Source organism: Klebsiella sp. HMSC09D12, assembly GCF_001808475.1.
In the GTDB taxonomy this organism is placed as follows: Bacteria; Pseudomonadota; Gammaproteobacteria; order Enterobacterales; family Enterobacteriaceae; genus Klebsiella; species Klebsiella oxytoca.
Window position 1 is genome coordinate 44,327 of sequence record NZ_KV793484.1, and the last position, 26,006, is coordinate 70,332.

A 26,006-nucleotide genomic window follows, 5' to 3' on the forward strand; every position below is an offset into this window, starting at 1 on the left:
TTATCCTTGCATCTGCGGCTTAAGCGCGGTGACGTGAATATAACGGCCTAAGCTAATATACGGCTCCTGGCGACAGTAGCGCGTTTCCAGCTCCAGCAGCGCCGCAAATTTGTCGTGCTGTTGGTGTTTTTCACGCAGATAATCATGAAACACCCGCACGCCGGTCTTACCGGTAATCTGCCAGCCAATCTCTTCCAGCCAGCCGTAAACCTGCTGCGGATCGCGCGGATAGTCCGGCGACAGCGTGCGTTTTTTCTTTTTCGGCATGCCGATTTGCACATAGTCCAGATTGCCGGCGACCATATTGTGCATCAACAGGCCGTTAGCATTGTAGAACATCAGCGATAACGCGCCGCCGGGGCGCAGCATCGACCACAGCGTACGCAACATCGCCTGTGGTTCGGCTACCCATTCCAGCACCGCATGAAACAGTATCAGATCGACCGGACTTTCCAAATGCTGCTCAATATCCTGAGCCGCGCATTGTACAAAATGCATGTTGTCGATCACACCTTTATCGGCAGCCGCCTGCCTGGCGCGAGCCACCATTTCACCAGAGAGATCGCATAACGTGACGTGATGGCCCATTTCCGCCACTTTGATCGCCGTTTGCCCTTCGCCGCCGCCCGCGTCAAGAACTCGCAATGGCCCAGGCCCCATCTGGTTCAGCAGCGGTTGTAGATCCTGCCAGAGGATCGCCTGCCGCAGCTGGCCCTTGGTGGTGCCGTATATATTGCGCGAAAACTTTTCAGCAATATCATCGAAATTACGATCCTGCACGGGTGACTCCACAAGCCAACACAAAGCCGCTATTTTGTCATACCCGCGCGGAGAATGAAGCGATCTGTTGTAAGATCCGGGTATATCTTTGGTTATATGGTTAAAAAAGGAACCATTGGGCATGCTTTTTACGCTGAAAAAGGTTTTAGGCGGCATGATGCTGCCGCTTCCCCTGCTGCTGTTGCTTATGGTGGTCGGCATCGCCTTGCTGTGGTTTAGCCGTTTCCAGCGCACCGGCAAGCTCTGCGTCAGCTTCGGCTGGCTGCTGTTGCTGCTATTAAGCCTGCAACCGGTGGCCGATAGTTTGCTCAAACCGATTGAAGATAAATACCCGACGTGGCGGGGAGAAGAGCGCGTACAGTACGTCGTCGTACTGGGCGGAGGATACACCTGGAATCCAGCCTGGGCGCCCAGCTCAAATCTCATTAATAACAGCCTGCCGCGGCTGACGGAGGGCATCCGCCTGTGGCAGGAAAATCCGGGAGCCAAAATGATCTTTACCGGCGGAAGAGCGAAGACCAACCCGGTAAGTTCTGCGGAAACCAGTGCCCGGGTAGCCGAGACCCTGGGCGTACCGCGCAGCGAAATTATCGTTCTCGATAAACCCAAAGATACCGAAGAGGAAGCCGCCGCGGTGAAAGAGGCGATTGGCGATGCGCCTTTCCTGCTGGTCACTTCCGCTTCACATCTGCCGCGGGCGATGATTTTCTTTCGCCGCGCCGGGCTGGCGCCCTTGCCCGCCCCGGCCAACCAGCTGGCGATTGAGTCACCGCTCAACCCATGGGAGCGGGCAATCCCCTCGCCGGTCTGGCTAATGCATAGCGATCGGGTTGGTTACGAAACGTTAGGTCGCATCTGGCAGCGACTGAAAGGATCTTCAGGCGAGCCAGGGCAGGATTGATTTAGCCGCCAGATCAAACCGGACGCGGTCAAAGCGTCCGGTATTGACCAGATTATCCACTTCATCCCACAGCAGATACAGCCAGCGCCGCCAGAGAAACGCTTCCGCTACCGGCGCCCGGCGGAGATAGTGCCACAGCAGCTGCTCTTCCTGGCCGCTATCAACCAGACGGAATAGCTCATATTCACGCGGCGCCCAGAGCATCATGCCCGGACCTACCATCGCCAGCAGCTGATCGCTGCGCGGATCTTTAAGCATGCTGCGCAGCGTGAAGCTACCGTGGACCAGCACGCAGTTATCATTGAAATCCTTAAACAAATCCATAAGGCATTCGCGAGTGCGGAACAGAATGCGTTTGTCCTGCATCGTCAGGCCGGTATCCTGATAAAGGTTCAGCGTGCTCCATAGCACCTCTACACGCTGGCGGTACCAGTATGGCCAGAGATTTTCCTGAGTGCTGTCGACCATCCCGACGCAGCCGCCGCTATCCTGACGGTGCCAGGCCAGCAGCGCTTCAACAATCTGCTCCTGTAGCTGTTCCCAACGCTCCGGCGTACGGGCGGGGGCTTCTACCGAAACGCCGCGCAGTCTTTCGATCAGCAGTACATCTGGGCCCGGATGCTCTTCGTGCGTCATTACGCCGTAGACCACCGGCATACGGACAGTACCGCTTCGCGCGAGGGTTGATATCTTCCACGCCAGCTGACGCGCCACGCCCGGCGTCGTAAAGCTGCGCGCCAGCAGCGGCATTGGGTTTCCCTGCGCATCATATAGCGACCACAGCGCCGACGAGGGTTTCTCGCTGACGCACTCCACGCGGCTTAGTTTTTCACCCAGCAGGTGGCTCAGCTCGGTACGCAACTGTTCCATTTCTGATTACCCCTATGAACACTACTGGTTTCATAATGAGCGCCTGCGCCGGGGTTGTCATCGGGTAAGATCAAAATTGACGTAAAAAAGTATGGAAAAACGGCCTGAAGATATCCCCTCCTGGCGGAGGGGATGGAGGGAAATTAACGTAGCTCCGCGCGGACGCGTTCCAGATCTTCCGGCGTATCGACGCCTGTACCGGGAACCACTTCCGCCACCGCGACATGGATTTTCTCGCCGTACCACAGCACGCGTAGCTGCTCGAGCATCTCGATCTGTTCAAGCGGGCTTGGCGCCCAGCTAACATAGCGACGAATAAAACCGGCGCGATAGCCATAGATCCCGATATGACGCAGCAGCGAATCGCCGATAGCCTCGCGGGATTTAGCGAAACGATCGCGATCCCACGGGATGGTGGCGCGAGAAAAATAGAGGGCATAGCCAGCTGCGTCCATGACAACCTTGACCGCATTCGGATTAAACGCCTCTTCCGCATCGTGGATTGGCACCGCTAAGGTTGCCATACCGCTCGTGCTGGCAGCCAGATTCTCGGCTACCTGGCGCACGATGGCGGGCGGGATCATCGGCTCATCGCCCTGGATATTCACAATGATGGTGTCATCGCTGAAAGCGCATTTTTCAACCACCTCGGCCAGGCGCTCGGTGCCAGACTGATGATCTTCACGCGTCATGCAGACTTCACCGCCGGCGGCTTCAACCGCTCGGGCTACGTCTGCATGATCGGTGGCAACGATAATACGCTCGGCCCCGGATTCACGGGCTCGCTCAAGGACGTGGACAATCATCGGCTTGCCGTTGATATCCTGGAGCGGTTTGCCTGGCAGACGAGTAGAAGCGAAGCGCGCGGGGATGATAACCACGAAACTCATGACTGGCTCTCTTCTACAGCAAGCGCGCGGGCTTCGGTTTCCAGCAGTACGGGGATACCTTCACGCAGCGGAAAAGCCAGGCTATCGAGTTTGCAGATCAGTTCTTGCTTATCCTGGCTGTAATAGAGCTTACCGTTACAAACCGGACAGGCGATAATTTCAAGTAAACGGTGATCCATGATTCCTCCAGATGGACCGAATAGATTCTTTAGCAGCATATCATACGCTGACTCAGGCGGCGTCAATTTCCCAACCCTGTTGCCGCCCGGCAAAAAGTTCCGCCGGCAGCTTCCCGCAGCTCACCCGTGTCGCCTCCTGCCAGAGGGCAAAATCATCAATGGCGCGTTTTAGCCCGCTCTCGAGTCCCGAGGTCACCTTGACCCCCTCCTCCAGCCACAGAGCGATAATTTCCAGAACGCCGGTTTTACGATGCATTTTGCTATCCATTCTGCCCACCAGCTTCCCCTGATGCAGCAGCGGTAATACGAAATAGCCATACTGACGTTTCGGCGCGGGCGTATAGCACTCCAGGCGATAGGTGAAGTTAAATAGCTGCTCAGCCCGCTTGCGATCCCACACCACCGGATCGAAAGGCGAGAGCACCGCGCTGTGGCTGGCGGCGAGCCTGCCGCCGGGTGAGGACTCCAGCAGCTTCAGCGCATCACGGTGAAGCCACATTTCCCCCAGGGTTTCAACGTTTACCGGTTTCACCAGCCCCTCATCCTGCCAGCTCGCCAGCAGCGGGGGTAGCGAGGGTCGACGTAGACGATAATAATCCGCCAGCCACTGCGCGCGGAAGATCCCGAGGCTGCGTGCGCTATTGCGTAACATAATGGCTTCGGCCTGCTCCTGAGAGAGGCCATCCCGCTCATCCTCCCAGTCCGGCATGACCCGCTGCGTGAGATCGTAAACGCGCTGAAAGTTGCGCCGCTCGATAACCATCAGCTCTCCAGCGGTAAATAAACCTTCAAGATGGCGCTTATGCGGTTTCCACTCCCACCATCCGCTGGCGCCCTTACGCGGATGTTCAAAGTCTGCCGAGCGAACCGGGCCATTTTCGGCAATATGGGCCAGCAGTTCCTGAATGGCCGGAGCGTGCTCGGTCATCCATGCGGTATGGTATTTCCAGCCCATTTTATCCGGCGTCAGCATACGGTGACGCACCAGTGAAAAGTCGCTGCGCGGTAAGAAACAGGCCTCATGCGCCCAGTATTCCATCAGTTCACCGGCGCGAAGCGCCTCATCCAGCCAGCGCTGCGGATAGTGGCCAAGGCGGCTGAAAAGCACCAGATAAGGGCTGCGGGCAACAACGTTGATGGTATCGATTTGCAGCAGGGACATCTGCTTAATGGTTTGCAGAACATCCTCGGGTTTGGCGCGACGGCGGGGCTTTTTCAGCAGCCCCTGCGCGGCCAGGTGAAGATGGCGAGCTTCTTTAAGCGAGAGGGACAATACCGGCATGCAGCTTCTCCGTAAAAGGTTCCGGCGCAGGCGGTGATAAGCGAAATTAGCGCTGCGCCAGCGTCACTAAATCCGTGAGCAGGCGCTGTGCGCGCTGGTCAGTCATTATCGCGTCGACCGGTAGATACCACCAGTTTGCCTGCGCAAAGTCGCGGCACTTCACCGCATCTTTTTCGGTCATCAGCAGAGTTTGCTGCGGCGCCGCCAGCGCGGCGACATCGCTCTGCGACAGAGCCTGATGATCGGCCAGGGAGATGGTTTTCACCGGACGTACGCCGCAGCTCTCGAGGGTGGCGAAGAAACGCGGCGGATGGCCGATTCCTGCCATCGCCACCACGTTGTCCAACGCCGCCGCATCCCGGCGTTCACCGGTCAGCAGATTCACCGCCAGCCCGGGACGAAGCTGCATAGGTATCTCTCCCGGGCGGGCGAGACCGCCGTTAACGATAACCGCATCCACGCTGCGCAAACGCGAAGCGCGCTCGCGCATAGGACCCGCAGGCAACCACCAGCCGTTACCAAAACGACGTACGCCGTCAATCACCACAATCTCTTTGTCACGCGCCAGCTTATAGTGCTGCAGACCATCATCCGTGACGATAAGCTGAAGATCGTTGGCGGCGAGCAGCGCCTGAACCGCATCGCTGCGTACCGGCGAGACGGCAACCGGCGCGCCGGTACGCTGATAAATAAGCACCGGCTCATCGCCCGCTTCCCCGGTATGCGTATCCACATTAAGCAGCAGCGGATAGTTCGCGGCTTTTCCGCCATAGCCGCGTGACACAACGCCGACGCGAATACCGCGCTGCTGAAGCTGTTCCACCAGCCAGACAACAACCGGCGTTTTGCCATTGCCGCCGGCGGTCAGATTGCCAACCACCACTACCGGCACCGGCGCTCGCCACACTTTTCGCCATCCCAGTTTATAGCTTAGCCGTATTAACCCGCTCACCAGGCCATAGAGCCAGGAGAGCGGAAGCAGTAACCGCCATAAAGGCGATTCGCCGGACCAGATGCGCGCAATCATGCGCCGAACTGCATCTTATGCAGCTGAGCGTAAACGCCCTTATGTTCAAGCAGATCGGCATGGCTGCCGCGTTCAACGATCTGGCCATCTTCCACTACCACAATTTCGTCAGCCTGCTCAATCGTCGAGAGACGGTGAGCAATAACCAGCGAGGTGCGGTTTTTCTGCAGTTCGTCCAGCGCAGCCTGAATGGCGCGCTCTGATTCGGTATCCAGCGCCGAAGTTGCTTCATCAAGGATCAGAATCGGGCTGTTGCGCAGCAGGGCGCGAGCGATAGCGATGCGCTGGCGCTGGCCGCCGGAAAGCATAACGCCGTTTTCACCGATAATCGTATCCAGGCCATTGTCCATTTTATTGATAAAGTCCATGGCATAAGCCATGCGGGCCGCTTCTTCAATCTGCTCGCGGCTGTACTCTTCGGTTCGGGCATAGGCGATATTATTCGCCACGGTGTCGTTAAAGAGATGGACGTTTTGCGAAACCAGCGCAACCTGATCGCGCAGAGAACTCAGCGTGTATTCACGCAGGTCGTGGCCGTCCAGCAAGATCTGCCCCTCATCAACATCATAAAAACGCGTAATCAGGCTGGCGATGGTCGATTTACCCGACCCCGAGCGCCCTACCAGCGCCACGGTTTTCCCTTCCGGAATATTGAGGTCAATATTGCGCAGCGCAGCGACTTCACGCCCCGGATATCTGAAGGTAACGTTTTTAAATTCGAGGTTGCCCTTCGCACGTTCGATAACCCGCGTGCCTTCATCTTTCTCCTGCTCGGAGTCAAGAATAGCGAAAAGCGTCTGACAAGCGGCCATCCCGCGCTGGAACTGCGCGTTGACGTTAGTCAGCGATTTTAGCGGACGCATCAGCGCGATCATTGAGGAGAAGACAACGGTAATTGTACCAGCCGTTAACGTCTCCATTACGCTCGGGAAGCTTGCCGCATAAAGTACGAAAGCCAGAGCCAGGGAGGCGATTAGCTGGATAATAGGGTCAGAAATTGAGGACGCGGAGACCATTTTCATCCCCTGCAGACGCATCTTGTTGCTGACTTTAGCAAAGCGCTTGGTTTCGACGGTCTGACCGCCAAACATCAGCACTTCTTTATGCCCTTTCAGCATCTGCTCTGCACTGGTCGTCACCTGGCCCATGGTGTTCTGCATATTCTTGCTGATATTACGAAAACGCTTCGAGACCACGCGAATAGCAATAGACACGATCGGCGCCAGAACGATCAGAATCAATGACAGCTGCCAGCTGTAATAAAACATCATCGCAAACAGGCCAATAATCGACGCGCCTTCACGCACGACGGTAATCAACGCGCTGGAGGAGGAAGAGGCCACCTGCTCCGAATCATAGGTAATACGTGATAGAAGCGTCCCGGTGGACTGCTTGTCAAAGAATGCAACCGGCATTCCCATCATGTGGCTGAATAAACGACGGCGCATCGTCATCACGACTTTGCCGGACACCCACGAGATGCAGTAGCTCGAAACGTAGCTGGTGATGCCGCGCAGAACCATCAATCCGATCACCACCAGCGGCATCCATATCAGCACCGAGCGATCCGTTTTACCAAAACCATCATCCAGTAACGGTTTAAGAAGCGATAGCATGAAGGTATCACTAGCCGCGTTAAGCACTAACGCTACCGCTGCAACGATTAGCCCGGGTTTAAACGGCGCTATAATCGGCCAGAGTCGGCGGAAGGTCTGCCACGTGGAAAGATCTTTATCGTTCTGCATTCAATAAACCAGCTTGTGTTGAAATAGCCGCATATTCTACCCGTTCTGAACGTTCCCGCCAAACCACTGATGATACCATCGCGGTAAAACTTGATCCCGTAAGCTATGGATTTGCCAGCCATCCGCGGAAAAAATAACCGTAATTTGCCCCTGATGCGGCGTGTCGAACCACTGATAATTCTGGTTTCGATAGCGCTGTTTCACCTTGGTTGACGGCATACGCCATGCGTTATAGCGGGAAGCAGAAGCTAGCGCAGCCTCCCCGCCAACGCTGCGCAACAGGGCGGTCCCGGACGACGTATTACTGCCGTGATGGGGAACCTGGATAAGTGTAGACGCAAGATGTTGCCAGTAGTGGCTAATCATCGCTTGCTCCGCTGGCGTTTCGATATCCCCGGTGAGCAGGATACTGTGCTTGCCGTCATCAACACGCACCACGCATGAGCGATTATTCCCCTGCTTTGTCGCGCCGGGCAGCGGCCAGAACGCACGAAAGGTTAAACCTCGCCACTGCCAGATCTCACCGCGCTGGCATGCTAAATGGCCCGCCCAGCCTAAAGGGCTTCGTATCCATATTTGAGGCCATGCTTTTAACACCGAGTTGAATCCCCCGCGGTGATCGAGATGCTCGTGGCTGAGTACGACGCCTTCCAGATGCAAGTGATGCCAGCGTAGCCAGGGGATGATAATCTGCTCACCGCTGTCACCCTCAGGCCAGGCGAGTCCGGTATCGTAGAGAAGGGCCGCGCCCTGGCGTTCAATCACCATAGCCAGCCCCTGCCCGACATCCAGCATGGTGACTCGCCATTCGTTGGTAGCCGTACTCCGCCAGAATGGCCAGCTTAATAGCCCGAGACATGCTAAACAAAACGCCGGCAACGTGCGCCACGCATGAAAACGCCAGAGAATTAACGCCGGCCACGGCAGCAGGCTTATCCCAAGCCAGCGAGCATCCAGCTCGAGCCAGCCGGGCGGCAGCTGCCGCAGGAACCCGAATAGCGCCGCCAGGATACGGTCTGCTGATTGCCATATCACCATCTCAATGGTGAGCGGAGCACAGAGGTGTAAAAACATGGCGGTCAGAATCAGCGGAACAACGATAAAAGTCACCAGAGGCACGGCAATCAAATTCGCCAGCACCGACGTTAAGCTGATGCCGTGGAAGAGAGCAATCTGTAAAGGTGCAAGTAAAAACATCAAGCCGATCTGCAGATGACATAACGCGAGGCTTTGGCGCAGCAGCCAGCACCTTTTACCGCCAGGCATCGGGGCCAGCTGATACCAGAAGATAAGCGCCGCAACGGCAAACGCCGATAGCCAGAGGCTTTCTGACAACACTGCCAGCGGATCGGCAAACAGTATTGCACCAATGCAGCAGAGCCATAGTTGCCATGGCGACCAGCGTTTCCCGGATAGCCGCAGCGCGCAGCCAACGATCAGGGCAACACAGGTGCGCAGCGCGGGCGGCTGCATTCCGGTTAGCCAGGCGTAAAAAATAGCGCTCGCCAGGCCAGTAAGCAGCGGCGCCCGCCAGCCCAGCCAGCGGCACGGAAGAAAGAACTGCAAACCCCTTAGCAGCAACCAGCCCAGAGTGGCTCCTAACGCGATATGTAACCCTGAGATCGCCATCAGGTGCGATGTACCGGTTTCCTGCATCAGGATCTTTATCTCGCGAGGGATCGCCAGACGTTCCCCCATGCCTAACCCCAGCATCACCGATTGCCAGGGCAGTTCCGCCAGGGTTTGATTGAGCGAGGCCAGATAACGCGCTCGTACACTACAGTTTCGCTCGCGAACTTCAGCGCTGATAAAGCGTCCGGTTAACGGACGATGCTGTGATAGCGCATAGCGCTGGCTGTCAAACCCGCCTTCGTTGAGCTGACCATGTACCGGACGCACGCGTAGCGTCATGGCCCAAACCTGCCCTGCACAGGGCGGTTCAGGCAAATAATTACCGTAGAGGCTTACCCCTGGCGCGGGAAATAGCCGTCGCCCATCCAGACGGACAATTCTGCCCTGATGAGTTGTCTGCCCATCTGTTGCGGTCAGCACAACCTCAACCTGACGATTCCCGTTTGTTAACGTCTGTGTCGGCCATAGGGCCTGGCGAGCGCTGAGTACTCCCCAGACAAAAAACAGCGTTATCAATGCCGCGTATTGCGCAGCTCTACGGCGACATTGCGCAATAAGCAGCGCCAGCAGCATCAGTCCCCAGGTAACCGAACGCCCGGGCAAATCGGGCAACCAGAGCAGCGGCAGAATGCCGATAATCACACAGCCAGCAAGTTGTGGTAAACGCATTAGCACCTCCCTGTCAGAGGGAGTGTTGCGCTAAATAGAGAAAGTGTCTTTGAGGACAGAAAAGAAGTGGATTGCGCGATCCAGAGAACTTTCTCTGTTAACGCAAAAGAACTGACGTTTTGCGAGGCAACTTCCAGTACAGCTTTAAAGGCATAAAAAAAGCACCCAAAGGTGCTTTTTTAACGTTTAAGTATGTTGTCGCCGCTCAGCGAAACTTACTCTTCGTAAATATTGGCGCGGTCGCGTAATTCTTTGCCCGGCTTAAAGTGGGGAACGTACTTACCTTCCAGTTCAACTTTATCGCCAGTTTTTGGGTTACGCCCGGTGCGGGGTGCTCGATAATGCAGAGAGAAGCTGCCGAAACCGCGGATTTCAATGCGCTCGCCTTGAGCAAGCGTTGAGGCCATATGCTCCAGCATTTCTTTAACAGCATCTTCCACTGCTTTCGCAGGAATGTGAGATTGCTGGCTGGCAAGTCTTTCTATCAATTCTGACTTGGTCATTATTCCTCCGGTTTCCTTCAAGGCAAAATTAGCTAACAGCTTAAACAAGGGCGGCCGTAGCCGCCCTTTGTGCTTGATTACAGGACGAATCCTGCAATCTGTCAAGTAAACTCGTCATAATTCAGGTTGTTGTAACCCGAAAGACTAAGATTACTCGCCTTTAGCTGCTTTGAAAGCTTCAGCCATTGCGTTGTTGGAGAAGTTTGCATCTTCCTGTTTGTTAACAGTTGCGATGGCATCTTTCTCATCAGCTTCGTCTTTCGCACGAACAGACAGGCTGATTGCACGGTTCTTACGATCAACGCCGGTGAATTTAGCTTCAACGTCGTCGCCTACGCTCAGAACCAGGGTGGCATCTTCAACGCGGTCACGGGAAGCTTCAGAAGCGCGCAGGTAACCTTCAACGCCGTCAGCCAGTTCTACGGTTGCGCCTTTAGCGTCAACTGCAGTCACTTTACCGTTTACGATTGCGCCTTTCTTGTTCAGTGCAACCCAGTTGTTGAACGGATCTTCTGCGAGCTGTTTAACGCCCAGAGAGATACGCTCGCGCTCTGCGTCAACCTGCAGAACAACTGCTGCGATTTCGTCGCCTTTTTTGTATTCACGAACTGCTTCTTCGCCTGCAACGTTCCAGGAGATGTCAGACAGGTGAACCAGGCCATCGATGCCGCCGTCCAGGCCGATGAAGATACCGAAGTCAGTGATAGACTTGATTTTACCTTCAACACGGTCGCCCTTGTTGTGGGTTTCCGCGAACTGCTGCCATGGGTTGTTTTTGCACTGCTTCAGGCCCAGGGAGATACGACGACGTTCTTCGTCGATATCCAGAACCATAACTTCCACTACATCGCCAACGTTAACAACTTTGGACGGGTGGATGTTTTTGTTGGTCCAATCCATTTCGGAAACGTGAACCAGGCCTTCAACGCCTTCTTCGATTTCAACGAAGCAGCCGTAGTCAGTCAGGTTGGTCACGCGACCGGTCAGTTTGGTACCTTCCGGATAACGTTTAGCGATAGCTACCCACGGATCTTCGCCCAGCTGTTTCAGGCCCAGAGATACACGAGTACGTTCGCGGTCGAACTTCAGCACTTTAACAGTGATTTCGTCGCCAACGTTTACGATTTCGCTCGGATGCTTAACGCGTTTCCATGCCATATCGGTAATGTGCAGCAGGCCGTCAACGCCGCCCAGATCAACGAATGCACCGTAGTCAGTGAGGTTCTTAACGATACCTTTAACTTCCATGCCTTCCTGCAGGTTTTCCAGCAGCTGATCGCGCTCTGCGCTGTTTTCGGATTCGATAACGGCACGACGAGAAACAACGACGTTGTTACGTTTCTGGTCCAGCTTGATGACTTTGAATTCAAGCTCTTTGCCTTCCAGGTGCAGCGTGTCGCGCACCGGACGAACGTCTACCAGGGAGCCCGGCAGGAACGCACGAATACCATTCAGCTCAACAGTGAAGCCACCTTTAACTTTGCCGTTGATAATACCGACTACAGTTTCAGCGTCTTCGTAAGCTTTTTCCAGCGTGATCCAAGCTTCGTGACGTTTAGCTTTCTCACGGGACAGCAGGGTTTCACCGAAGCCGTCTTCTACTGCATCCAGAGCAACGTCAACTTCGTCACCAACCTGGATTTCCAGCTCGCCCTGGGCGTTTTTGAACTGCTCTGCCGGAATGGCAGACTCAGATTTCAGACCGGCGTCAACCAGTACTACGTCTTTGTCGATAGCAACAACAACACCACGAACGATGGAACCCGGACGGGTTTCGATTGTTTTTAAGGATTCTTCAAATAGTTGAGCAAAAGATTCAGTCATGTTTAATCTTCAGGTTTCATATTTAACGTCCACCAGGCTCCATGCCGGATGGGGTTGTTTAACATACCCGCTAACAGTCCGTTGCTGCGGGGTACTGCTATAATTCGCAGGCTATTGTGCTTTATCGACGATAAGATTAAGCGGAAGCCAGTTTTTCGCGCGCATATTGTAGCGCTTTTTCAATCACTTGCTCAATGTTTAGTTCTGTGGAATCAAGAACTAAGGCATCGGCAGCCGGGATAAGCGGCGCCACTGTACGATTGCGATCGCGGTCGTCGCGCTCTTTTATCTCGGATAAAAGGCGATCAAAGTTAACACTAAAGCCCTTCTCCTGCAACTGAAGCATGCGGCGATGCGCACGTTCTTCCGCGGAAGCGTCAAGGAAAATTTTCACCGGCGCATCGGGGAATACCACGGTTCCCATATCGCGTCCGTCAGCGATCAAACCGGGCAGCTCACGGAAGGCTCGTTGACGGCGCAGCAATGCCTCGCGCACGCGCGGAAAAGCGGCGACTTTAGAGGCCGTATTGGCTACATCCTGAGTGCGGATTTCCGCGCTAACGTCCTCCCCCTCCAGAATGACTTCCAGGCTACCGTCAGTGGAGACAAAACGGACATCAAGATGCGCGGCAAGCGGCACCAGCGCCTCTTCGGATTCAACATCAACATGGTGATGCAGCGCAGCGAGAGCAAGAACGCGATAAATCGCTCCAGAATCCAGCAGATGCCAGCCCAGCGTTTCTGCCATTGCCTTGCATAACGTGCCTTTGCCCGCACCGCCAGGCCCATCAATGGTGATTACCGGAACTGTTGCCGTCATCTTTTTCTCCTTTAGCAAGGCGCATAAATATATAAACGCCGCGCATTATACGCATCTCTTCGACGGAAAGTGAGCATTGGTTGTAAATTACGGATAACTGGAAATCTAATGCGGAAGAATTGTGCAATTATAGCGGGCTGATAGAGCATCAGCCCGGAAGATGAGGCAGTTTACTTTTTATCTTCAGCGATACGGTCGCGGATATGCTGCGCGCGTTCAGCTGAAGGCGGGTGTGAATCGAACAGAGATTTACTGTGGCCGGCGTCAAGGCTGGCCAGTTTGTCGAAGCTGCCCACCAGCCCCTGAGTGCTGATGTTGCGCTTTTTCAGCAGATCGTAGGAGAAATCATCAGCATCGGACTCTTGAGAGCGGGAGAAAGCGGAGTTAATCATTCCCTCTGCGATATCGCCCAGCTGAGATTTAGACAAGCTTGCAGCCGCTCCGCTGGTGGCTGAAATTGCATCACGCGCGGCAATGGTTGCATAGGCGGTTTGCATCGCTTTGCGCGAATGTCCCAGCGCTACGTGACCCAGCTCATGGCCCAGAACAGCTTCAACTTCATTATCGGTCATCATGTCCATCAGGCCGCTATAGACGCGGACGCAGCCGTTGGCCATTGCCCAGGCGTTGACGTCTGATGTCATGTAAACCTTATAGTTTACCGGCGTGCCGTTGATATTATTTCCTAACGCTTTGGCAATTTTATTCAGACGCTTAGTGTACTTACTTGAAGCGCCGGCCTTTTTATTTTCGCTATCCATTTGCTTACAGGCATCGTCGGAAAGCGCTTTGACTTCAGAGTCAGAAAGCGTTGCCGCTTTGTAGGCCGTCATCCCTGAACTTACGAGGGCGTTGGTGTCCACCCCCTGCATATTTTTACAACCTGCCAACAACGTGGCGGAAACCGCTAAAGCCAGCATTACTTTTGTATTTCTCATATCAATCATCCATTGATTAGCATATTAAATGCTTATAAATCCTGTATTTACAAGCAACCAAGGCTAGCATTTAGTTTTCCGCCCGACAAGCAGACATAAAAAAACGCCGACCCGAGGGTCGGCGTTTTCACCTTAAATTCGCGTGATTCAGGCCAGCGTACTGATTCGCGCCAGCTGTTCGAAGTAGTCCGGGAAAGTTTTTGCCGTACACTTCGGGTCAAGGATGGTGACCGGCGTATCGGAAAGCGCCACCAGCGAGAAACACATTGCCATACGATGGTCGTTATAGGTGCCGATTTCAGCGAACTGGAGCTTCGCAGGCGGAGTGATGCGGATGAAATCCTCCCCTTCTTCAACTTCAGCTCCCACTTTACGCAGCTCAGTGGCCATAGCAAACAGGCGGTCAGTCTCCTTGACGCGCCAGTTATAAATATTGCGCAGAGTCGTGGTGCCTTTGGCGAACAGGGCGGCCGTGGCGATAGTCATCGCGGCATCCGGGATATGATTCATATCCATATCGATGGCGTTCAGTTCGCCGCGCGTGCAGGCGATATAATCATCGCCCCAGGTAATGGTTGCGCCCATTTTTTCCAGCACATCGGCAAACCGAATGTCGCCCTGCACGCTATCGCGGCCAATACCGGTGACTTTTACCGTCCCGCCTTTAATGGCTCCGGCGGCGAGGAAGTAGGATGCCGAGGAGGCGTCGCCTTCAACCAGATAATCGCCCGGCGAGCGATAGTGTTGATTGCCGCGCACGATAAATCGCTGATAAGACTGATTTTCAACCTCAACGCCAAAGGTTTTCATCAGGTGCAGCGTAATATCAATATAAGGTTTGGATACCAGATCGCCTTTAATCGCAATGACGGTATCCTGAGGCGCCAGCGGGGCGGTCATCAGGAGCGCGGTCAGAAACTGGCTGGAAACGCTGCCGTCCACTTCAACCTGTCCACCGCTGAAACCACCGCGCAGGCGCAGCGGCGGGTAATTCTCCTGCTCCAGATAATCAATCTGCGCCCCGCCCTGACGCAGCGCGTCAACCAGGTGACCAATCGGCCGCTCTTTCATTCGCGGCTCGCCGGTCAGCACAATATCGTTACTCCCCAGACATAACGCCGCCGCCAGCGGACGCATGGCCGTTCCGGCATTACCGAGGAACAGTTCTAATGCTTCAGCTGCGTGCAGTGGGCCAGCGTTACCGGTGACTTCACAGCGGGTACGGTCGGAAGACAGGGTGTAATGAACTCCCAGCGCGCTCAGGGCATTCAGCATGTGGCGTACATCGTCGCTATCCAGCAGATTGGTCAGCACCGTCGTGCCGCGGGCCAATGCCGCCAGTAGCAAAGCACGGTTAGAAACACTCTTGGACCCGGGCAGGTTAATTGTGCCATCTACGCGTGCGATGGGTTGTAACGTCAGGGATTCCATTAAACTCAACTCTCAAACAAACAGAATAATTACCCCGCAGACGAGCTGCGGGGATGCAAAGCACGACAGCGATTAGCCGTGACGGCGTTCGAAGTCCTGCATAAAGTCGGTCAGCGCCTTCACGCCCGCCAGCGGCATGGCGTTATAGATGGAAGCGCGCATGCCGCCCACTACGCGGTGGCCCTTCAGCGCATGCAGACCAGCGGCAAACGACTCTTCGAGGAACAGTTTATCAAGCGCGCTATCGGCCAACTGGAACGGCACGTTCATGCGCGAACGGTTCGCCGCAGCGACATCGTTGCGATAGAAACCACTGTTATCGATGGTGCTATACAACAGGTCGGCTTTCTGCTGGTTGATTTTATCCATAGCGGCAACGCCGCCCTGCTCTTTCAGCCACTTAAACACCAGGCCGGAGAGGTACCAGGCAAACGTCGGCGGCGTGTTAAACATAGAGTCATTGGCAGACAGGATGGAGTAATCAAGAATCGACGGGCAGGCTATGCTGGCTTTACCCAGCAGATCTTCGCGCACAATAATCAGCGTCAGACCTGCAGGACCGATGTTTTTCTGCGCGCCTGCGTAGATTACGCCATAACGGCTTACGTCAATTTCACGAGACAAAATAGTCGAGGAGAAATCCGCCGTCACGATGACATCGTCGCCAAAATCAGGCGTTTCTTCAATGGCAATACCATCGATAGTTTCGTTCGGGCAGTAGTGCAGATAGGCCGCGCCCGGAGTCAACTGCCATTCGCTCATCGGTTTAACCGCGCGCTGGCCGTCAACGGTGATTTTGGCGTCAATCACGTTCGGTTTGCAGTATTTATGCGCTTCTTTAACCGCGCTGGCTGCCCAGTAGCCGGCATCAACGTAGTCGGCAACGGTTTTATCACCCAGCAGGTTCAGCGGGATACCAGCAAACTGTCCGCGACCGCCGCCGTGACAAAATAAGACTTTGTAATTGGAAGGAATATTGAGCAGGGAGCGAAAATCCTGTTCCGCCTCTTCAGCCACCTTGATGAACTCTTTACCACGGTGGCTGATTTCCATCACCGACGTCCCCAAACCGTTCCAGTCGCAAAGCTCCTTTTGCGCCAGTTTGAGTACATCCGCCGGCAGCATTGCCGGGCCTGAACTGAAGTTATAGACCTGAGCCATTTCCCCTCACCACTTGCTATGTTATTTACCCGCGAACCGTCGCGGGCATAAGTTATTCCTGTGGCTATCGGTTTTATCATTCAGTGACACGCACCGCAATGGCTAAAACTGAGCCTGGGGGAAATGCGGACTCGGTCACACAAAAGAATCTGCCAGCTTGACGTCATAAAACCGACATAATTGCTGTCAGGTGACTCTTTTTGCCCGACTGACCTTCGACCATTCTGCATTTGCGCAGCGAGGGCATAATTGTTTATCCCCAGCTCGTAGCGTAAGGATTGCGCTACAGCGAACGCAGGCGTACTCATCATCGTGAGGGATGGTGATAAAACGATCGGTAAAACGGGAAGGCAGAATGGAAAGCCCGGCTTTAACATCTTCATCCTCATAGTAATAAAGGCTGATCTGGCCGTTGGTTTCCAGAATGGCCAGCCGTACCTGACCCAGTTGCTCAACCCCGCTGATTCTCAGTTCCATAAAAAACTCGAATTCGGTCATATTTTCCGCCTGCAGTTTCTCCCAGGCCAGTTCGCCGTTCTCCACAACAATAATCGGCTTACCTTCCAGCAAGTCCTCCAGTTTTTCGCTATGCCCCATCAGCCACATAATCAATCGATACAGCAGAGCCAGGGTAATAAATACCGCCAGTACCGGCAGCATGGGAACATCATCATAAAACGCGACGTCCCCTGCCGCCGAACCGAGGGTCAAAATGATGAGGACTTCGAAAAGAGACATCTGGCGAACGCCACGCCGCCCGGTTATCTTAAGAAAAATAAATACCAGGACGAAGGTATAGAGGCTACGCAGTGCCACCTCGGCCAGAAACTCCACGGGCACTTTATCCAGTGCCATACGATGCCAGTCAAATGTCTTCATGGTTAACGCCTGAACAGTTATTGAGTGACATAAGCATAGCCAGACGATGGAGATAGCACCTGTCATATAAAACCCGTATCATTGCGCGCTTTACGTACGATAAAAGTGACTGCCATGACTCAAACGTTTATTCCCGGCAAAGATGCCGCCCTGGAAGATTCCATCGCTCGCTTCCAGCAGAAGTTGCACGACCTCGGATTTGATATTGAAGAGGCCTCATGGCTCAACCCGGTACCGCACGTCTGGTCAGTGCATATCCGCGATAAAGAGTGCGCCCTGTGCTTCACCAACGGCAAAGGCGCCACCAAAAAAGCCGCGCTGGCCTCGGCCCTTGGAGAGTACTTTGAGCGTCTCTCGACTAACTATTTTTTTGCCGACTTCTGGCTGGGCGAGACCATCGCCAACGCGCCTTTCGTTCACTATCCGAATGAAAAATGGTTCCCTTTAACCGACGATGACGAAGTACCGGAAGGCCTGCTGGATGCCCGCCTGCGCGCGTTCTACGATCCTGACGATCAGTTAACCGCCAGCATGCTGGTCGATCTGCAGTCTGGTAATGACGATCGCGGCGTCTGCGGTTTGCCGTTCACCCGTCAGTCAGATGGCGAAACGGTCTATATTCCGATGAATATCATCGGCAACCTCTACGTTTCTAACGGAATGTCCGCGGGCAACACCCGCAACGAAGCCCGCGTTCAGGGCCTCTCGGAAGTGTTCGAACGCCATATTAAAAACCGCATTATCGCTGAAAGTATCAGCCTCCCGGAGATCCCGGCGGAGGTGATGGCGCGCTATCCGGGCGTGGTTGAATCCATCAACAAGCTGGAGGCCGAAGGTTTCCCGATTTTCGCTTATGACGGTTCGCTCGGCGGCAAATATCCGGTTATCTGCGTTGTGCTGTTTAACCCCGCAAACGGCACCTGTTTCGCCTCGTTTGGCGCGCATCCTGATTTCGGCGTGGCGCTGGAACGTACCGTTACCGAACTGCTGCAGGGCCGCAGCCTGAAAGATCTCGACGTCTTCACGCCGCCAACCTTTGATGATGAAGAAGTCGCCGAACATGCGAATCTTGAAACGCACTTTATCGATTCCAGCGGCCTGATCTCCTGGGATATGTTTAAGCAGGATGCCGACTACCCGTTCGTGGACTGGAGCTTCTCCGGCACCACGGAGGAAGAGTTCGCCACCCTGATGGCTATCTTTAAACAAGAAGATAAAGAAGTTTACATCGCCGATTACGAACACCTTAGCGTCTACGCCTGCCGGATAATTGTTCCGGGCATGTCTGATATCTATCCGGCGGAAGACCTCTGGCTGGCGAATAACAGCATGGGCGCACCTCTGCGGGAAACGATTCTTTCTCTGCCGGAAAGCGAATGGGAAAAAGAAGATTATCTGGCGCTTATCGAGCAAATGGATGATGAAGGCCTTGATGATTTCACCCGTGTGCGCGAACTGCTCGGTCTGGCGACCGGTAAAGACAACGGCTGGTATACGCTGCGCATTGGCGAGCTAAAAGCAATGCTGGCGCTGGCGGGCGGCGATCTCGAGCAGGCCTTGATCTGGACCGAGTGGACCATGGAATTTAATGCCTCAATCTTTAGCGCCGAACGCGCTAATTACTACCGCTGCCTGCAAACTCTGCTGCTGCTGAGCCAGGAAGAGGAGCGTCAGCCACTGCAGTATCTCAACGCTTTCGTACGCATGTACGGCGCCGATGCCGTTGAAGCCGCCAGCGCCGCGCTTAGCGGAGAAGCACCGTTCTATGGGCTGCAGGCAGTAGACAGCGATCTGCTCGCTTTCCCGGCTCACCAGTCGCTACTGAAAGCCTACGAAAAGCTACAGCGCGCAAAAGCTGTATTCTGGGGTAAATAAGCTCACTTTACTGCCTGAATCACCGTATGATGAGGGGGCAAATAGGCCCCCTTTTTTTATGTTTTCCACAACCCGCAACCAGGTTGTAGCCATAAAGTTAATTAGTGGTGAGAAATAATAAAATGGTGCCGCAAATATTGTTAATATTTAATAAAAATACCCCATTTTAATTAACCGAAAAACGGGGGTAAAATGAAAATAATCAACATTATTTGTAAAATTTAAAATTTATTTTTTCGTTAAAAATCAAATGATTAGATATAAAAAACATCAATTCCACACACTAAAAGGGCCTATAGTTCCGGTAGGATATGATCTACATCAAATTCCCTTCTATAATGCTTTGTTAGTATCTCACCGCCAACTTACATAAAGAGAGAGTTAGTGTGAAAGCTGACAACCCTTTTGATCTTTTACTCCCTGCTGCCATGGCGAAAGTCGCCGAAGAAGCAGGTGTCTATAAAGCGACAAAACATCCGATAAAGACGTTTTATCTGGCTATCACCGCAGGTGTCTTCATCTCTATCGCTTTTGTTTTCTATATTACCGCGACAACCGGCACGGCCGGGATGCCATTCGGGGTTGCCAAACTGATTGGAGGCATTTGCTTCTCACTGGGTTTGATTCTCTGCGTTATATGCGGTGCCGACCTGTTTACTTCAACCGTTCTTATCGTTGTGGCGAAAGCCAGCGGAAGAATAACATGGGGTCAGCTGGCTAAAAACTGGCTAAACGTCTATGTTGGTAACCTGGTTGGTTGCTTACTCTTTGTATTGCTGATGTGGCTTTCAGGCGAATATATGACTGCCAACGGTCAATGGGGACTTAACGTTCTGCAAACCGCCGACCACAAAATGCACCATACTTTTATTGAAGCTGTGTGCCTGGGTATCCTGGCAAACCTGATGGTCTGCCTTGCGGTATGGATGAGCTACTCCGGCCGTAGCCTGATGGATAAAGCCATGATTATGGTTTTACCGGTGGCAATGTTTGTTGCCAGCGGGTTTGAGCACAGTATCGCGAACATGTTTATGATCCCGCTGGGTATCGTCATTCGCGACTTTGCGAGCCCGGAATTCTGGACCGCAGTTGGTTCAACTCCGGAAAGTTTCTCTCACCTGACCGTCATGAACTTCATCACTGATAACCTGATTCCGGTAACAATCGGGAACATCATCGGCGGTGGTCTGCTGGTTGGGTTGACATACTGGGTCATTTACCTGCGTGGCGACAACCATCACTAAGGGTTGTTTCAGGCAGTAAATAAAAAATCCACTTAAGAAGGTAGGTGTTACATGTCCGAGCTTAATGAAAAGTTAGCCACAGCCTGGGAAGGTTTTGCGAAAGGTGACTGGCAGAACGAAGTCAACGTCCGCGACTTCATCCAGAAAAACTATACCCCGTACGAAGGTGACGAGTCCTTCCTGGCTGGCGCAACTGAAGCGACCACCAAGCTGTGGGACACCGTAATGGAAGGCGTTAAACAGGAAAACCGCACTCACGCGCCTGTTGATTTTGATACTTCCCTTGCGTCCACCATCACCTCTCATGACGCTGGCTACATCGAGAAAGGTCTCGAGAAAATCGTTGGTCTGCAGACTGAAGCGCCGCTGAAACGTGCGATTATCCCGTTCGGTGGTATCAAAATGGTAGAAGGCTCCTGCAAAGCGTACAATCGCGAGCTGGACCCAATGCTGAAGAAAATCTTCACTGAATACCGTAAAACCCACAACCAGGGCGTGTTTGACGTTTACACCAAAGACATCCTGAACTGCCGTAAATCTGGCGTTCTGACCGGTCTGCCGGATGCCTATGGTCGTGGTCGTATCATCGGTGACTACCGTCGCGTTGCGCTGTACGGTATCGACTTCCTGATGAAAGACAAATACGCTCAGTTCGTCTCTCTGCAAGACAAACTGGAAAGCGGTGAAGATCTGGAAGCAACCATCCGTCTGCGTGAAGAAATCTCTGAGCAGCACCGTGCGCTGGGTCAGATCAAAGAAATGGCGGCTAAATATGGCTGCGATATCTCTGGTCCTGCTACCACCGCTCAGGAAGCTATCCAGTGGACCTACTTTGGTTACCTGGCTGCCGTTAAATCTCAGAACGGCGCGGCAATGTCCTTCGGTCGTACCTCCAGCTTCCTGGACATCTTCATCGAACGTGACCTGAAAGCCGGTAAAATCACCGAGCAAGACGCTCAGGAAATGATTGACCACCTGGTCATGAAACTGCGTATGGTTCGTTTCCTGCGTACTCCAGAATATGATGAACTGTTCTCCGGTGACCCGATTTGGGCAACTGAATCCATCGGCGGTATGGGCGTTGACGGCCGTACTCTGGTAACCAAAAACAGCTTCCGTTTCCTGAACACCCTGTACACCATGGGGCCGTCTCCGGAGCCGAACATCACCATTCTGTGGTCTGAAAAACTGCCGCTGAGCTTCAAAAAATTCGCTGCAAAAGTGTCCATCGATACCTCTTCTCTGCAGTATGAGAACGATGACCTGATGCGCCCAGACTTCAACAACGATGACTACGCTATCGCTTGCTGCGTAAGCCCGATGGTTGTTGGTAAGCAAATGCAGTTCTTCGGTGCTCGCGCTAACCTCGCGAAAACCATGCTGTACGCAATCAACGGCGGCGTTGATGAAAAACTGAAAATGCAGGTTGGTCCTAAATCTGAACCGATCAAAGGCGACGTTCTGAACTTCGATGAAGTGATGGACCGCATGGATCACTTCATGGACTGGCTGGCTAAACAGTACGTCACTGCGCTGAACATCATCCACTACATGCACGACAAGTACAGCTACGAAGCCTCCCTGATGGCGCTGCACGACCGTGATGTTATCCGCACTATGGCATGTGGTATCGCAGGTCTGTCCGTTGCTGCTGACTCCCTGTCTGCAATCAAATATGCGAAAGTTAAACCGATTCGTGATGAAAACGGTCTGGCTGTCGACTTCGAAATCGAAGGCGAATACCCGCAGTTTGGTAACAACGACTCTCGCGTCGATGATATGGCCGTTGACCTGGTTGAACGTTTCATGAAGAAAATTCAGAAACTGCACACCTACCGTAACGCTATCCCGACTCAGTCCGTTCTGACCATCACCTCTAACGTTGTGTATGGTAAGAAAACTGGTAACACCCCAGACGGTCGTCGCGCTGGCGCTCCGTTCGGACCAGGTGCTAACCCGATGCACGGCCGTGACCAGAAAGGTGCAGTTGCCTCTCTGACCTCCGTTGCTAAACTGCCGTTTGCTTACGCGAAAGATGGTATCTCTTATACCTTCTCTATCGTTCCGAACGCGCTGGGTAAAGACGACGAAGTTCGTAAAACTAACCTCGCAGGCCTGATGGATGGTTACTTCCACCACGAAGCATCCATCGAAGGCGGTCAGCACCTGAACGTCAACGTCATGAACCGCGAAATGCTGCTCGACGCGATGGAAAACCCGGAAAAATATCCGCAGCTGACCATCCGCGTATCCGGTTATGCAGTACGTTTTAACTCCCTGACTAAAGAACAGCAGCAGGACGTTATTACTCGTACCTTCACTCAGACCATGTAATGGTATTGACTGAAATCGTACTGTAAAAAGCGTACAATAAAGGCTCCACGCAAGTGGGGCCTTTTTAGCAATACCTTCCTGTCCCAGTCTCTTTTGTCCGCTGTCTATACTTTATGGATAACAGCCAAAACAGACTTAACACAGCCGGTTTGAGCTGTGCATGCACAGGCCCCGGACGGGCCGAATCTGGAGATATCACCGCAATGTCAACAATTGGTCGCATTCACTCCTTTGAATCCTGTGGCACCGTCGATGGCCCGGGGATCCGCTTTATCACTTTCTTCCAGGGCTGCCTGATGCGCTGCCTCTATTGCCACAACCGCGATACCTGGGATACCCACGGCGGTAAAGAGATTACCGTTGAAGAGCTGATGAAAGAGGTGGTGACCTATCGCCACTTTATGAACGCTTCTGGCGGCGGCGTAACGGCATCCGGCGGCGAAGCCATTCTGCAGGCCGAATTTGTTCGCGACTGGTTCCGCGCCTGTAAGAAAGAAGGTATTCATACCTGTCTCGACACTAACGGCTTTGTGCGCCGTTACGATCCGGTTATCGATGAACTGCTTGAAGTGACCGATCTGGTGATGCTCGATCTCAAGCAAATGAATGATGAAATTCACCAGAACCTGGTTGGCGTCTCTAACCATCGGACGCTGGAGTTTGCCCGCTATCTGTCAAATAAAAACATCAAAGTCTGGATCCGCTACGTGGTGGTCCCTGGCTGGTCCGACGATGATGATTCCGCGCATCGCCTGGGCGAGTTTACCCGCGATATGGGCAACGTCGAGAAAATTGAACTGCTGCCGTATCATGAGCTGGGCAAACATAAATGGGTGGCCATGGGCGAAGAGTACAAGCTGGATGGCGTCCATCCGCCTAAAAAAGAGACCATGGAACGCGTGAAGGGAATTCTGGAACAGTACGGTCATAAAGTGATGTACTAAATTTCCCCACCCGGTAGCGCAAGCGCTACCGGGTTTTTGCCAAACTATGATAAGCATCAGGACATAAAGTATTCCGACAGCTTATTTGCCACGCTTTCAATAGAGAAAATGCGCTTCTGATGCGCTTTACGGTATTCCGCATAGCGTTCATCCTGCTCTTCCAGCGCGCTGAGGATCCGGTCGGCCACCATCATGGCGCCGGCAATTTCCGCAAATCCTGACTCCCCCTCCCCCTGTAAAGCCACCGCCGCCTGAAGATTCCAGTCAGATAAGCGGGCTAACGGCGCGAACGTCCCCCGCGTCAGCGACAATATTTTCACACCCTGCTGCTTTGCCAGGGACAGGGACTGCATCATATCCGCCGAGGCCTGTTCAGTATGCACGACGATAATGCCGGTTTTTTGGTTATCAGCCAGCAACGGCATCGCCGCCGGATAAGAGCGATCGACAAAGCTGGCCGCCTTACCCATATTGATTAAATTCATTTGCAGGAATAACGCGACCGGCACTGCCGTGCCCACGGCATAGATAGCAATGCTGTTCAGGGCGTTAAGCCAGTCAGCTGCGGCTTTCAGCTCCTGGTTATCCACGATAGCATTACTGTCGCGAATGCTCGCCAGCACCGGCGCAATCTCTTCGTTCTCGTTGATACCGTTGTCTTCCGAGCGCGCGGCGCCCTGCTCCATCGCCAGCGCGGTTCTGAAATCCGAGAAACCTTTAAATCCGAATGCCCGACAAAAACGGGTGATACTCCCTTCACTGGTATCAATGGAGTCGGCCAGTTCTGAAATCGTGTGACGCATCACAAAGTCAGGATTTTCCGTAATAAAACGGCCAACTTTCTCCAGTATCGGGCTTAGCCCTGAAGCTCCATTTCTTATGCTTATCAACAAGTTATTGTCTATCTGGCTCATGTTTTGCCTTATTTGCTCAAAATGCAAACACAGTCACATCTTTCGTCCTGCCGCAAAGATAATAATTATTATCTCACACAAACAAATAAAAATAATTATTTTTACAAACAGGAGAACATCGAATGAAAGGTCTCATAGTCTGTCGTACCGGTATGGGCAGCTCCTTAATGCTCAAAATAAAAGCACAAAAAATCATCGACAAACACGGCTGGAATATCGAGCTGGAACACGACGTCCTCTCAGGCTTACGCACCTGGCGAGATATTGATTTTGTCATCACTATGCGCGATCTCACCGATGAAGTCGAAGCCGCCGGATTCAGAGCTGTCGGCATCACCGACCTGATGAACAGTGAAGAGATGGAATCTGCGCTCACCGACATCGTTCAAAGCAACTAACCTCTCCCGGAGGCAATATGGATTTCCTCAGATTTATTGTATTCGACATTCTGGGCGTAACCCCACTTTTAGTTGGCTTTATTGCATTAATCGGCCTGTTAATCCAACGCAAGCCGATTGAAAAAGTGCTTTCCGGCACTTTTAAAACCATCGTCGGCTTTCTGGTATTCGCCGGCGGCGCTGGTCTGGCGGTGACTTCCCTGGGTAACTTTCAGACCTTATTCAGCGATGGTTTTGGCCTGAAGGGCGTAATGCCGCTGGCTGAAGCGCTAACCGGACTGGCGCAAACCAAATTCGCCATGTGCGTTTCGCTGATTATGGTGATTGGTTTTGCCTGGAACCTGTTCTTTGCCCGCGTAACGCCGTTTAAATACATCTTTCTTACCGGGCAACATAACCTGTATCTCTCCGCGCTGCTTACCGTGACGCTAAAGGCGCTGGGCTACAGCGACATGACAACCATTATTGTCGGCTCGGTGCTGCTGGGGCTCGCCGCCTGCCTCTATCCGGCTATTGCGCAACCGTGGATGCGAAAAATTACCGGTAACGATGAGATCGCCATGGGGCACTACGTCACGCTGGCCTATGCCGCCTCCGGCTGGATCGGTTCTAAAGTCGGCGATCCTAAACAATCTACCGAAAAGCTGAATCTCCCCGGTTGGCTGGGGATCTTCAAAGATTACATTGTTTCAGTATCGATCTCGGTGAGTATTTTCTATTACATCGCCGCGCTCGCCGCCGGCCGCTGCGGTCACCGCAGCGGCCG

22 protein-coding genes and 1 pseudogene are annotated in these 26,006 nt (G+C 53.4%); 7 read left to right on the forward strand and 16 right to left on the reverse strand.

Annotation, left to right across the window (positions count from 1 at the left end; all coding sequences use genetic code 11):
* On the reverse strand, window positions 1-780 hold the full coding sequence (gene cmoM, locus HMPREF3178_RS16725) for a tRNA uridine 5-oxyacetic acid(34) methyltransferase CmoM (protein ID WP_004100721.1): 780 nt from the start codon (window positions 778-780) through the stop codon (window positions 1-3).
* Window positions 781-901: 121 nt separating this feature from the next.
* Here cmoM and elyC point away from each other — a divergent pair, with 121 nt between their 5' ends.
* Window positions 902-1,681, forward strand: a complete 780-nt coding sequence (gene elyC / locus HMPREF3178_RS16730) for an envelope biogenesis factor ElyC (protein ID WP_017146197.1) — start codon at window positions 902-904, stop codon at window positions 1,679-1,681.
* Here the strand turns inward: elyC and HMPREF3178_RS16735 are convergent.
* From HMPREF3178_RS16735 to HMPREF3178_RS16800, 14 genes are all read right to left on the reverse strand, one after another.
* Window positions 1,658-2,551: a YcbJ family phosphotransferase gene (locus HMPREF3178_RS16735; protein ID WP_004100717.1), complete on the reverse strand. Its 894-nt coding sequence runs from the start codon at window positions 2,549-2,551 to the stop codon at window positions 1,658-1,660. The genes elyC and HMPREF3178_RS16735 overlap by 24 nt on opposite strands.
* 143 nt (window positions 2,552-2,694) lie before the next feature.
* A complete protein-coding gene (kdsB, locus tag HMPREF3178_RS16740; RefSeq protein WP_004100715.1) occupies window positions 2,695-3,441 on the reverse strand; it encodes a 3-deoxy-manno-octulosonate cytidylyltransferase in 747 nt (248 codons plus the stop codon).
* Window positions 3,438-3,620 (reverse strand): protein YcaR, encoded by a 183-nt coding sequence (gene ycaR, locus HMPREF3178_RS16745; RefSeq protein WP_004100713.1) that lies wholly within the window; start codon window positions 3,618-3,620, stop codon window positions 3,438-3,440. The genes kdsB and ycaR overlap by 4 nt, the downstream gene beginning before the upstream one ends.
* Window positions 3,621-3,672: 52 nt before the next feature.
* Window positions 3,673-4,902 (reverse strand): winged helix-turn-helix domain-containing protein, encoded by a 1,230-nt coding sequence (locus tag HMPREF3178_RS16750; RefSeq protein ID WP_016808061.1) that lies wholly within the window; start codon window positions 4,900-4,902, stop codon window positions 3,673-3,675.
* A 46-nt stretch (window positions 4,903-4,948) separates the two neighbouring features.
* Complete coding sequence (lpxK, locus tag HMPREF3178_RS16755; RefSeq protein WP_017146198.1) at window positions 4,949-5,929, reverse strand: tetraacyldisaccharide 4'-kinase; 981 nt, start codon at window positions 5,927-5,929, stop codon at window positions 4,949-4,951.
* Window positions 5,926-7,674: a lipid A ABC transporter ATP-binding protein/permease MsbA gene (gene msbA, locus HMPREF3178_RS16760; RefSeq protein ID WP_017146199.1), complete on the reverse strand. Its 1,749-nt coding sequence runs from the start codon at window positions 7,672-7,674 to the stop codon at window positions 5,926-5,928. The genes lpxK and msbA overlap by 4 nt, the downstream gene beginning before the upstream one ends.
* A gap of 36 nt (window positions 7,675-7,710) precedes the next feature.
* Window positions 7,711-9,975: a ComEC family protein gene (locus tag HMPREF3178_RS16765; RefSeq protein ID WP_070585307.1), complete on the reverse strand. Its 2,265-nt coding sequence runs from the start codon at window positions 9,973-9,975 to the stop codon at window positions 7,711-7,713.
* Between the two features lie 215 nt (window positions 9,976-10,190).
* Window positions 10,191-10,478, reverse strand: coding sequence for an integration host factor subunit beta (gene ihfB, locus HMPREF3178_RS16770; RefSeq protein ID WP_004100704.1), 288 nt, complete (start codon window positions 10,476-10,478; stop codon window positions 10,191-10,193).
* Between the two features lie 150 nt (window positions 10,479-10,628).
* Window positions 10,629-12,302 (reverse strand): 30S ribosomal protein S1, encoded by a 1,674-nt coding sequence (rpsA, locus tag HMPREF3178_RS16775; protein ID WP_004100702.1) that lies wholly within the window; start codon window positions 12,300-12,302, stop codon window positions 10,629-10,631.
* Between the two features lie 136 nt (window positions 12,303-12,438).
* Complete coding sequence (gene cmk, locus HMPREF3178_RS16780) at window positions 12,439-13,122, reverse strand: (d)CMP kinase (protein WP_004100701.1); 684 nt, start codon at window positions 13,120-13,122, stop codon at window positions 12,439-12,441.
* Window positions 13,123-13,292: 170 nt separating this feature from the next.
* Window positions 13,293-14,060 (reverse strand): metalloprotease LoiP, encoded by a 768-nt coding sequence (locus tag HMPREF3178_RS16785; RefSeq protein ID WP_004100700.1) that lies wholly within the window; start codon window positions 14,058-14,060, stop codon window positions 13,293-13,295.
* 147 nt (window positions 14,061-14,207) lie between these two features.
* Window positions 14,208-15,491 carry a 3-phosphoshikimate 1-carboxyvinyltransferase gene (aroA, locus tag HMPREF3178_RS16790; RefSeq protein ID WP_004100699.1) on the reverse strand — a complete coding sequence of 428 codons (1,284 nt, stop codon included), beginning with the start codon at window positions 15,489-15,491 and terminating at the stop codon, window positions 14,208-14,210.
* A gap of 72 nt (window positions 15,492-15,563) precedes the next feature.
* A complete protein-coding gene (gene serC / locus HMPREF3178_RS16795) occupies window positions 15,564-16,652 on the reverse strand; it encodes a 3-phosphoserine/phosphohydroxythreonine transaminase (protein ID WP_004100691.1) in 1,089 nt (362 codons plus the stop codon).
* A 186-nt stretch (window positions 16,653-16,838) separates the two neighbouring features.
* The gene (locus tag HMPREF3178_RS16800) at window positions 16,839-17,531 is read right to left on the reverse strand and encodes a DUF421 domain-containing protein (RefSeq protein WP_004100689.1); all 693 of its coding nucleotides are present in this window, start codon (window positions 17,529-17,531) and stop codon (window positions 16,839-16,841) included.
* A 114-nt stretch (window positions 17,532-17,645) separates the two neighbouring features.
* On the opposite strand from HMPREF3178_RS16800, the gene ycaO reads away from it, so the two are divergent.
* The 4 genes from ycaO (at window position 17,646) to pflA (ending at window position 23,928) form a co-directional block, all read left to right on the forward strand.
* Window positions 17,646-19,406: a 30S ribosomal protein S12 methylthiotransferase accessory factor YcaO gene (gene ycaO / locus HMPREF3178_RS16805; RefSeq protein WP_004100686.1), complete on the forward strand. Its 1,761-nt coding sequence runs from the start codon at window positions 17,646-17,648 to the stop codon at window positions 19,404-19,406.
* Window positions 19,407-19,792: 386 nt separating this feature from the next.
* Window positions 19,793-20,650: a formate transporter FocA gene (gene focA / locus HMPREF3178_RS16810; protein WP_004100685.1), complete on the forward strand. Its 858-nt coding sequence runs from the start codon at window positions 19,793-19,795 to the stop codon at window positions 20,648-20,650.
* 51 nt (window positions 20,651-20,701) lie between these two features.
* The gene (gene pflB / locus HMPREF3178_RS16815) at window positions 20,702-22,984 is read left to right on the forward strand and encodes a formate C-acetyltransferase (RefSeq protein ID WP_004100684.1); all 2,283 of its coding nucleotides are present in this window, start codon (window positions 20,702-20,704) and stop codon (window positions 22,982-22,984) included.
* A gap of 203 nt (window positions 22,985-23,187) precedes the next feature.
* Window positions 23,188-23,928 (forward strand): pyruvate formate lyase 1-activating protein, encoded by a 741-nt coding sequence (gene pflA, locus HMPREF3178_RS16820; protein ID WP_004100682.1) that lies wholly within the window; start codon window positions 23,188-23,190, stop codon window positions 23,926-23,928.
* A gap of 56 nt (window positions 23,929-23,984) precedes the next feature.
* On the opposite strand, the gene HMPREF3178_RS16825 is transcribed toward pflA, so the two are convergent.
* A complete protein-coding gene (locus HMPREF3178_RS16825) occupies window positions 23,985-24,842 on the reverse strand; it encodes a MurR/RpiR family transcriptional regulator (protein ID WP_004111873.1) in 858 nt (285 codons plus the stop codon).
* 122 nt (window positions 24,843-24,964) lie between these two features.
* Between HMPREF3178_RS16825 and HMPREF3178_RS16830 the strand changes: the two genes are divergently transcribed.
* Window positions 24,965-25,240, forward strand: coding sequence for a PTS sugar transporter subunit IIB (locus HMPREF3178_RS16830; protein WP_014228635.1), 276 nt, complete (start codon window positions 24,965-24,967; stop codon window positions 25,238-25,240).
* Window positions 25,241-25,257: 17 nt separating this feature from the next.
* Window positions 25,258-26,006, forward strand: a pseudogene (locus tag HMPREF3178_RS16835) (PTS transporter subunit IIC); the annotation flags it as partial.